The organism is Pseudomonas gorinensis (genome assembly GCF_042015035.1).
In the GTDB taxonomy this organism is placed as follows: Bacteria; Pseudomonadota; Gammaproteobacteria; order Pseudomonadales; family Pseudomonadaceae; genus Aquipseudomonas; species Aquipseudomonas gorinensis.
In genome coordinates this window covers 38,663-47,811 of record NZ_CP167125.1, presented here as the reverse complement: position 1 = coordinate 47,811, position 9,149 = coordinate 38,663, and the positions used below count along the sequence as shown (strand labels likewise).

General features: G+C 61.3%; 9 protein-coding genes. 2 read left to right on the top strand and 7 right to left on the bottom strand.

Annotated elements, in window-relative coordinates:
• Positions 1-56: 56 nt before the first annotated feature.
• Positions 57-986 (top strand): type VI secretion system-associated lipoprotein TagQ, encoded by a 930-nt coding sequence (gene tagQ, locus AB7933_RS00245; RefSeq protein WP_041161054.1) that lies wholly within the window; start codon positions 57-59, stop codon positions 984-986.
• Between the two features lie 128 nt (positions 987-1,114).
• Here tagQ and AB7933_RS00240 read toward each other — a convergent pair whose 3' ends face one another.
• The gene (locus AB7933_RS00240; RefSeq protein WP_024078117.1) at positions 1,115-1,957 is read right to left on the bottom strand and encodes a DUF6252 family protein; all 843 of its coding nucleotides are present in this window, start codon (positions 1,955-1,957) and stop codon (positions 1,115-1,117) included.
• 296 nt (positions 1,958-2,253) lie between these two features.
• Between AB7933_RS00240 and AB7933_RS00235 the strand changes: the two genes are divergently transcribed.
• A complete protein-coding gene (locus AB7933_RS00235) occupies positions 2,254-2,628 on the top strand; it encodes a hypothetical protein (RefSeq protein WP_024078116.1) in 375 nt (124 codons plus the stop codon).
• Between the two features lie 108 nt (positions 2,629-2,736).
• Here the strand turns inward: AB7933_RS00235 and AB7933_RS00230 are convergent, their stop codons facing one another.
• The 6 genes from AB7933_RS00230 to AB7933_RS00205 form a co-directional block, all read right to left on the bottom strand.
• Positions 2,737-4,137, bottom strand: coding sequence for an aminoacyl-tRNA deacylase and HDOD domain-containing protein (locus tag AB7933_RS00230; RefSeq protein ID WP_024078115.1), 1,401 nt, complete (start codon positions 4,135-4,137; stop codon positions 2,737-2,739).
• Between the two features lie 77 nt (positions 4,138-4,214).
• A complete protein-coding gene (recG, locus tag AB7933_RS00225) occupies positions 4,215-6,290 on the bottom strand; it encodes an ATP-dependent DNA helicase RecG (protein ID WP_024078114.1) in 2,076 nt (691 codons plus the stop codon).
• A gap of 8 nt (positions 6,291-6,298) precedes the next feature.
• Positions 6,299-7,219, bottom strand: a complete 921-nt coding sequence (locus AB7933_RS00220; protein ID WP_024078113.1) for a hydrogen peroxide-inducible genes activator — start codon at positions 7,217-7,219, stop codon at positions 6,299-6,301.
• 113 nt (positions 7,220-7,332) lie between these two features.
• A complete protein-coding gene (locus AB7933_RS00215; protein ID WP_024078112.1) occupies positions 7,333-7,863 on the bottom strand; it encodes an iron transporter in 531 nt (176 codons plus the stop codon).
• A 20-nt stretch (positions 7,864-7,883) separates the two neighbouring features.
• On the bottom strand, positions 7,884-8,702 hold the full coding sequence (locus AB7933_RS00210; RefSeq protein ID WP_024078111.1) for an FTR1 family iron permease: 819 nt from the start codon (positions 8,700-8,702) through the stop codon (positions 7,884-7,886).
• A 3-nt stretch (positions 8,703-8,705) separates the two neighbouring features.
• A complete protein-coding gene (locus AB7933_RS00205) occupies positions 8,706-9,041 on the bottom strand; it encodes a cupredoxin domain-containing protein (RefSeq protein WP_024078110.1) in 336 nt (111 codons plus the stop codon).
• Positions 9,042-9,149: the final 108 nt, after the last annotated feature.

Sequence of the window (9,149 nt, the reverse complement as noted above, 5' to 3'; positions counted from 1 at the left end):
GACTCAGGCGGCAGTGGGCCGTGCTGGGCAAGTCAAACTTAGAAGAGAACACACCTATGCTTTTTTCCCGTAAGGCGGTTTCCAAGCGTCACTTGCTGCTGATCGCAGCCGGCTTCAGCACGGTGCTGACCGGTTGCGCCACGTCGCCGGCCTCCAAGGTCGCGTCGAGCACCAAGGTCGAGTACTACCCCAACTGCTACGAGCCGGTGCAGCACTTGCGCGCCACCGATTCGAACATGACCAAGTCGGTTGTCACCGGCGCGGCCATCGGTGCGGCGGGCGGTGCCTTGCTGGGCGTGCTGACCGGCGACAAGGAAAACCGTGGCCGTAACGCCGCCATCGGCGCAGCGGGCGGCGCCCTGGCCGGCGGCGCAGCGGGTTACTACACCGAGCGTCAGAAGCAGATCGCCGATGACAACCAGCGCATTGCCTCGTATGCGGCTGACGTGAACAAAAGTGCCTCTGACATCGACCGCAGCACCGCGTACGCCAGGGCGTCCCAGCAGTGCTACCAGAGCGCATTCACCAAGTTGGTGGCTGATCGTAAAGCCAAGACCGTCAACGATACCGAAGGCCGCAAGCGCCTGGCGGAAATCGTCTCGGGCCTGAAGGAATCCAATGACCTGATCGTTGCGGTCAACGGCAAAGCCGCCGAAGACCTGAACAACTACACCCAAGCCTACGAGAAGGACCTGCAGCAGGTTGGCGTACAGCGTGCCGACGTGGTCACCGTGGCCCAGGCCGATGCAACACCCGCGGTGACACCGGGCAACAAGAAGAAAGGTACAGGCACCAAACCGCCGAAAAAGCCGCCTCTTCCAACCGTGCCGACAGAAGCGGTAAACACCGAGAAAACCTTCCAGACCGCCCAGACCAAGCAAGATGAAAGCAAGAAGGTCGCCAGCGCCGGTAAAGCGCAGATCGAAGGCACTTGCCGCGATCCAAACCTGGCCGACTGGGCGCCGGTGCCTTGCCCTAACGTGTAAGGACGAGGGGGTGTTCTAAACCGTCAATGCCAGCCACTCATCTTCAATGGTGATCGGCTGGCATTGTTACACCGCGTTCTATTGAATGGAGTCTGGATACCCGTTCAATCGGTGTGCTATCAGCCTGTCTAGGCTTTGCTCAATCCCGTGATTTCAAAAGAGCCATCAGAAAATACGACATCGTCGTGGCCTGGGCCAGAGACGCTGAAGTTCAGAGTGCCAGTCAATTTTTTTAGATGTTCATCGTAGGTGAAGTTAACGGTTCCCGAGGTGGCGCGATAAAAGACCTTCGCAATCAAAGTGACGACAGCGGTGTCCCCATCCTCAGAGGGGGAAATGGGAAGTGTTTTTTCACCCAGCTTTGATGTGGGAATGTGCAGCCACAAGTGTCTAGGCGCGTTTTTATCATCGTTATCATCGTTTGCCACGACTTGCAGAAAGCCAGGTTCAGTGAAGCTCATGTGCGGTTTGCTTGAGCTGAAGTCGGGCGTGGGCAAATTAAGCGTGCCCCTCAGATACCCTGTACTTTGTCGATGTGATGTTTCACTGCGGAAGGATACCTTGCCCTCAGTGAAGGTGGCTAAATCGCGGATTTCAGGGTTTAAACTTTTGGCGGTGCAGTAAAAGGTGCCGTCGATTTGCTGCTCAGACGCCGTCTCAGTCAACGTAAATTCGCCTTCGATGTCCCGGTAGGAGTCCAACTGAACCGTCGTGGGTGGGTCATACGCCAGGCCGACAGTATTTCCCGGCTTGCCATCCAAGGGATATGGACCAGGTTCGGCGCCATTGGCAATTTTCAATTCAACGGTATAGATACGGAAAGGTGAAAATACCGCTTGGGAGGCTTTGATGACCACGTGATGGTCTTTCAAAGTTGCGCTGGTATATGTTGACACGAAAGGATGTATGGAGCCGCCCAGTTCAATATTGGCGCTTACTTGTCCAGCCAATGTGTTGTTAATGGTTTTCATGGCTTTAGTTCCATTAAATGATTTTTATCGAGCCTGGAAGTTTCGCGTCAAGGTTGGCGTCAGGGACTGGAAATAACTACTGTTAAAGTTGACAGTCAGTTAGACCTGTTTGGAATGGCGTTATTCCAAGTTGATTCTCGCCTGCGCCGGTCTAATGGTGGTCTGTTTAAATATTGACCGTGCAGTCATGCGTCTGAGTAAAACAATGAGGGTTTTCTAACTTGGGGGAATAGTGGCGTTCTACAGGGGAATCGTTAGACTGCGCGAGCCGTTAATTTTCCTGAGGCTGTGCCGTTATGAAATTTCGTCTTCTCCTGTGGGTGCTGGGCCTGATGATGGGCAAATCCAGCCGCACCAACCCTGCGTTCCAGCAACAGCTGGGTGACAAAGACCTGGCGTTCCAGTTGCAGACCCTCGACGGCAAGGTTGCCCGTCATTTCATCGTCAAAGACCAGCGCATCACCAGCCGCTCGGGTGTCCACCCGGCGCCGGCGTTTGCCATCGCGTTCAAGGATGCGGCCTACGGCTTCGCCACCTTGCAGGCGAAGAACAAGCAATTGGCGTTCATGACGGGGATTCAGGACAAGTCGATCCAGATCAAGGGCAACCCGGCGTTGGTGATCTGGTTCCAGGGCTTGACCAAGTATTTGAAGCCGAAGAAAAAGAAGTAGATCGAGGTGGATTCATCGGGGGCAAGCCCCCTCCCACACTTGACTGTGTTCGCAGATCAAAATGTGGGAGGGGGCTTGCCCCCGATAGCGATCTGACAAGCTACCGATTCAGCCCTGGCTGAACTGGGACGCCAATTCGCGCAACAGCACTTCGGCATCCAGCACTTTGCCCACCACTTCCTCGGCCTTGTCACGGCTCAAGCCCAGGCGATCGAGCAGCACATCCGGGATCGTTTCATCCGGGCCGGAACCAATGCCACGGCTGCGCAACAGGCGCACGGCCAGGCATACAAGGTTCGGGTACTCGGCATACTGGCCGTCGTAGGTCGGGTCGTGCTGGAAGCGCAGGGCGGTGGACAGTTCGTCCGGCATGTCCCAGTAGCGCATCAGCCAGGCGCCGATCTGCTCGCGGCTGATGCCCAGCAGATGCTGCTCGACATAGCTGTGGCACAGGTGCGGGTTGACCTCCAGGTGCCGGCAGATCAGCGAGAAATGCGGCGGGAACACATGGGCCAGCAGCAGGTAGCCGAAGTTGTGCAGCAAGCCGGCCAGGTAGGTCAGGCCGGCTTCGGGGCGCTGGGCGCGTGGCATGGCACGGGTCAGGCCTTCGATCACGGCAGCGGTGTAGATCGATTGGTGCCAGTACGGCGTAGCCTGGTGCGGGTGGTCCTTGGGCAGGCTCAGGGTTTTGCCCAGGGCCAGGCCAAGCGCCAGGTTGATCACCAGGTCAAAGCCCAGCACGCGCACGATGGCGTCTTCCACCGAACGGATCTTGCCCGGCGAGGCGTAGTAGGGCGATGCGGCCCAACTGACCACCTGGGCGGCCAGGGCCGGGTCGGTTTCCACCACGCCGGTGATATCGTCGATGGTCGCATTGGGGTCGACGCGCAGCTTGATGATCTTCTGCGCGGTGTCAGCCAGCGGCGGAATCTCGATGGTCGCTTCCAGGCGTTGCTGGATGCGGCGGGCCGTGAACGCCTGCATCGCTTGGGTGATTTCCTCGCGGTCATCATTGGGGCGGTCGAGGTTGGGGCGGATGTTGCTCAGCGGCTCACCGAACTGGCCGGCGCTGGCCTTGGTGAGCATGGTCTTGAAGGCTTCGCTGGAGATTTCCAGCAATACCCCGGCTTCGCCTGAATGCACCAGCAGGCTGGGTTCGTTGAGCAGGCTGCCTTCGTACAGGCACGGTGAACTGGTCAGCGGTGGCAGGCCCGGCAACAGGCTCAGGTCGTGCTTGCCCAGCATGCGCTTGACGCGATCCGGTGATACCGCCGTGAGGCGACGCCCGGTGAGTTCGGTGAGGCGGTTGAGGTCGAGCAACTGGCTCTGTGGGAACAGCACCATCAGTGCGCCCACGGCATCTTCCAGCAACACCGCCTGGACCTTTTGCGCAGGATTCAGGCCCGGTTGTTCGGCGACTTCCGTGTAGCTGATGGCGAGTTTTGCAAGCAACGCCCGAATAACCGGCGGGGCGGTCAGTGGGGTTGTGGCGAGGGCAACTTCTGACATGGCCTGATCCAATTTCTTACAGTCAACGAAGTATAACCAGCTTGATACAACTGTAGGTCGGATAAGTGAGTCAGGCGTCACACTTGGCCGTATTGCTGCCCATGGCGAAGCCAGCGATCCAGCAGCGGGCTGACGTGATGCGGCCAGCGCTCCAGCAGCGCTTGCGCCGCATCGCGCACAGCGGGCAGCAGGTCGGCGTCGCGCATCAGGTCGGCGACCTTGAATTGCAGCAGGCCGGTCTGGCGGGTACCGAGCATCTCGCCGGGGCCGCGCAGTTCGAGGTCTTTCTCGGCAATGACAAAACCGTCGTTGGTTTCACGCATGATGCCCAGGCGCTGACGACCGATCTGCGACAGTGGCGGGTGGTAGAGCAGCACACAGTGGCTGGCGGCGCTGCCCCGGCCGACGCGGCCGCGCAACTGGTGCAGTTGCGCCAGGCCCAGGCGCTCGGGGTTTTCGATGATCATCAGGCTGGCGTTGGGCACGTCCACACCGACTTCGATGACCGTGGTGGCCACCAGCAGTTGCAGGTTGCCGGCCTTGAATTCGGCCATCACCGCAGCTTTCTCCGCCGGCTTCATGCGGCCGTGGATCAGCCCGACCTTGAGCTCGCCGAGGGCGCTGGTGAGGTCTTCGTACGTGGTCTCGGCGGCCTGGCAGGTCAGCTCTTCGGATTCTTCAATCAACGTGCACACCCAGTACGCCTGGCGCCCTTCGGCACAGGCGCCACGCACGCGCTCGATCACTTCCACGCGGCGGGTGTCGGTGACCAGCACGGTGTTGACCGGGGTTCGGCCGGGGGGCAGTTCGTCAAGGATCGAGGTGTCGAGGTCGGCGTAGGCACTCATGGCCAGGGTGCGCGGGATCGGCGTGGCGGTCATGATCAGTTGGTGCGGGCTCATGCGGCCGCCCACGCCTTTCTGACGCAGGGCCAGGCGTTGTTGCACGCCGAAACGGTGTTGTTCGTCGATGATCACCAGGGCCAGGTTCTTGAACGTCACTTCGTCCTGGAACAGCGCGTGGGTACCCACCACCATCGGTGCGCCGGCGGCGATCTGTTCGAGGGCGGCTGCGCGGTTCTTGCCCTTGAGCTTGCCCGCCAGCCATGCCACTTCCAGGCCCAGGGGTTCGAGCCAGCGCTTGAAGGTGATGAAGTGCTGCTCGGCGAGGATCTCGGTGGGCGCCATCAGCGCGACTTGGTACCCGGCTTCCAGGGCCTGCAAGGCGGCGAGGGCGGCAACCACGGTCTTGCCTGCGCCCACGTCGCCCTGGATCAGCCGCAGCATGGGCTCCTTCTGGCTCAAGTCGTAGGCGATTTCATTGCCCACGCGCTGCTGGGCGCCGGTCGGCGCAAAGCCGAGGTTGGCCAGGTACTGCGCAGGCAGGCGCGTGGCCTTGGGCATCGCTGGTGCGCGCAGGGAGCGCATGCTTTCGCGTAGGCGCTGTTGGGACAGTTGGTGGGTCAGCAGCTCTTCGAACGCCAGGCGATGCTGGGCCCAGTGATGGCCCAGGGCCAATTCGTCGACATCGGCGTCGGCCGGTGGGTGGTGCAGGTAGCGAATCGCATCAGCCAGCGGCGCCAGCTGGTAGTCGCGCGCCAGCTCCTGGGGCAGCCAGTCGGGCAGGCTGGTGGGGCCGAGCATCGTCAGGGTCTGCATGCACAGTTGGCGCAGGCGCTGTTGGGTCAGGCCTTCGGTCAACGGGTAGATCGGTGTGAGCGTGGTGTCGACCGGCGGTGGCTCGTCGCCGGTAATGGCGCGGTATTCCGGATGATAGATTTCCAGGCCAGAAGCGCCGGGCCGCGCCTCGCCGTAGCAGCGCACGCGGGTGCCGCGCTTGAGGCCTTCCTTCTGCGCGTTGCTGAAATGGTAGAAGCGCAGGCTCAGGCCACCGGTGCCGTCCTGCAGGCGCACCACCAGGCTGCGGCGCTTGCCCATGACCACGTCGGCGCCGCTGACGGTGCCTTCGACCACTGCGTCCTGTCCAGGCCGCAAGTGGCCGATGGGCACTACGCGGGTGCGATCCTGATAGCGCAGGGGCAGGTGGAACAGCACGTCCTGGAGGTTCTCCAGGCCGACCTTGGCCAGCTTCTCGGCCATGGCTTCACCGACACCCTTGAGTGCCGTCACTGGCACCTGCGACAGCTCTGTCATACCGTTGCTTAGCTCGCGGCAGGCGGCTTGGCCACCGAGCACAGGCGGATCGAGTCAGCGAGGATCTCGATGGCTTTGGGCCGCGGGAAACTGGCGCGCCAGGCGATTGCCACGGTGCGGAACGGCACCGGTGGCGTGAGTGGGCGCACTTCGATCACGCCGGGGGCGTAGTGATGGCTGTCCACCGCCGACAGCGGCAGGATCGAGATGCCGAGGCCGGAAGCGACCATGTGGCGAATGGTTTCCAGGGAGCTGGATTCCACCGTGGTGTGCTTGGCGCCGTCGTTGCCCTTGGTCAGGGTCGGGCAGGCTTCCAGCACTTGGTCGCGGAAGCAGTGGCCCTCACCGAGCAGCAGCAGGCTCTTGTCGTTGAGCAGGGCCGCGTCGATGGTGTCTTTTTGCGTCCACGGGTGCGAGGCCGGCATCAATACGTAGAACGGCTCGTCGTAGAGCGGCAGGGTGAGCACGTCCGCCTCGTTGAACGGCAGGGCAATGATGATCGCGTCCAGCTCGCCGTTGCGCAGTTTGTCGCGTAGCACGTGGGTGAAGTTTTCTTCGATATACAGCGGCATCTGCGGCGCGACGCGGTGCAGTTGCGGAATCAAGTGCGGGAACAGGTAGGGGCCGACGGTGTAGATGGCGCCGACTTTCAGCGGTGCGGTCAGCTGGTTCTTGCCGGCCTGGGCCAGTTCGCGAATGCTTTGCGCTTGTTCCAGGACCTTCTGGGCCTGGGCAACAATGCCTTCACCCACCGGGGTCAGGCGCACGGCGCTTTTGCTGCGCTCGAAAATCAGCACACCGAGTTCGTCTTCAAGCTTCTTCACGCCCACCGATAGCGTCGGCTGGCTGACGTGGCAACGCTCGGCCGCGTGGCCGAAGTGTTGTTCTTGGGCGAGGGTCACGATGTAGCGTAATTCTGTAAGAGTCATAGCGGGCGTCCATGAGGTTGCAAGCCAAGCATACCGGCTGCAATCGATAGACGCACGTTATCAGAGAGGATGGGGTTTACGACACCTGGTAATCAGGTGTCGCGTTCATGCTTTCAGCTTTGCGGGTATTTGAAGGTGAAGGTTTTGGTGAACGGCCCCCACCATTCCGGTACGCCGGTTTCCTTGTCCACGTGGTGGAAGAAACCTTTGATCTGCGGGCTTTCGTAGCGCAGTACCACAGTGTAGGTGCCGGGGCCGTCCATTTTCACGTTGTTGGCGTAGTGGGCGCCGTCTTTGGCCACCATCGGCAGCAGCGTGCCGATTTCCTTGTAGTCGGGCGAACCCTGCTTGACCAGCGAGTAGGTGATGGTCAGGTAGGGCACCCACTCGCCATTGGACAGGCCGTACTTGTTGTCGGCGGTGGCATGCACATCCGTCTCAAGGTGCACCGAATCCTTGCTCATCACCATGCCCGGTGGCATGGGGGCCATTTCGATGCCCACCAGGTAGGAGGAGGCGATTTCCATGTCGTTGACCTGGACGGGCCCGCCAATCGGGTACTCGCGGGCTTGGGTCAGGGTTGAAGCGGCCAGGGCGCTGACAAGTACCAGTGCGGTGGCCAAGGGGTTGCGCAGGTGTTTCATGGCGTGGCTCCTTGAGGCAGTTAACGTGATTGCGTCGGGCGTGAATGCAGCAAGCGGTTACCCAGCACCAGGAGCGCAAGGGTGACGGACCAGGCGACCAGTTGGACGCCCAGCGGCCGGTCGGTGTAGCCCACCAGCGCGGTCAGGGCGCGGCCGGTGAGGCTGGCGTCGGAGACCAGCCAGGACGTGTCCCAGAGTTGGTAGCCCCAGGCGGGGATCAGGTCGATACCGGCGAGGATCGCGGCCGCCCGCCCCGCCATGCCGGCGGCGAGCAAGGCGATCATCCAACCGGTAATCGAAAACAGACGCTTGAGGCTGATGGCGACCAGGCCGCGGTACATCAGCCAGGACAGCGCGGCGCCGGCGGCGATGCCGAGCACGCCACCGGCCAGCATCGACAGTGGGGCTGCCTGGCTCGACGCGGCGATGCCATAGAGGAACAGCACGATTTCCGAGCCTTCGCGCAGCACCGCCACGGTGATCACCACGGCCAGCGCCCAGAGTGATTTTTCGCCGTTGAGTACCGCATTGCCGGCGCTGCGCAGTTGGGTGGCCAACTCGCGACCATGGCTGGCCATCCACAGGTTGTGCCAGCCCAGCATGACCACGGCGACCACCAGAATGGCTGCGTTGAAAATCTCCTGGCCAAAGCCCTGGAGTGCCTGGGTGATTGCGCCGGTAAAGAGTGCGAGGATCCCGGCACCCAGTACGCCGGCTGCGATCCCGCCGCCGATAAACAGCCCGCGCCGCGCCAGGCCCTGGGTGGCGGCCATCACGATCCCCACCACAATCCCGGCTTCCAGCACTTCTCGAAACACGATCAACAGACAGGCCAGCATGGCTTACTCCTTGGCCTCGACGGCAGTGACCGTGCCTTTGGCCTGGTCGGGGTGGTAGTCATCGAAGAAGGTGTAAGTGCCGGGATGCAGCGGGCCGGCGAACACCGTCACGGTGTTGCCGGGGACGATGATTTTTTCGAATTTCATGTCATAGCTTTCGAACTCATCGACGCTTTCGTCGTGGCTGGTGAGTTGAATGCGAAAGCGCTCACCGGCCGGCACCTCGAAACTTGAGGGGCTGAAGGTGTGGTTTTGAATGACCAGGGTGACCAGTTGATCCGCCTGCGCAACGACGGGAAAAGCCAGCAGGAGGAGAGCCAGCCGGGCAAGAGTGGGCATGCCGAATGTCCGCTAATGAGAACGATTCGCGGATAATTGGCTTTGTATTTAAATGTTACAAGTGAAGATGGAGATAGGTCGCAGGCTGTTCAACCCTGGTTCAGGTTG

What these genes read in the sequence shown, in the direction of transcription:
- tagQ (WP_041161054.1), top strand. Translation starts at nt 57, where the DNA reads ATGCTTTTTTCCCGTAAGGCGGTTTCCAAGCGTCACTTGCTGCTGATC.
- AB7933_RS00240 (WP_024078117.1), bottom strand. Translation starts at nt 1,957, where the DNA reads ATGAAAACCATTAACAACACATTGGCTGGACAAGTAAGCGCCAATATT.
- AB7933_RS00235 (WP_024078116.1), top strand. Translation starts at nt 2,254, where the DNA reads ATGAAATTTCGTCTTCTCCTGTGGGTGCTGGGCCTGATGATGGGCAAA.
- AB7933_RS00230 (WP_024078115.1), bottom strand. Translation starts at nt 4,137, where the DNA reads ATGTCAGAAGTTGCCCTCGCCACAACCCCACTGACCGCCCCGCCGGTT.
- recG (WP_024078114.1), bottom strand. Translation starts at nt 6,290, where the DNA reads ATGACAGAGCTGTCGCAGGTGCCAGTGACGGCACTCAAGGGTGTCGGT.
- AB7933_RS00220 (WP_024078113.1), bottom strand. Translation starts at nt 7,219, where the DNA reads ATGACTCTTACAGAATTACGCTACATCGTGACCCTCGCCCAAGAACAA.
- AB7933_RS00215 (WP_024078112.1), bottom strand. Translation starts at nt 7,863, where the DNA reads ATGAAACACCTGCGCAACCCCTTGGCCACCGCACTGGTACTTGTCAGC.
- AB7933_RS00210 (WP_024078111.1), bottom strand. Translation starts at nt 8,702, where the DNA reads ATGCTGGCCTGTCTGTTGATCGTGTTTCGAGAAGTGCTGGAAGCCGGG.
- AB7933_RS00205 (WP_024078110.1), bottom strand. Translation starts at nt 9,041, where the DNA reads ATGCCCACTCTTGCCCGGCTGGCTCTCCTCCTGCTGGCTTTTCCCGTC.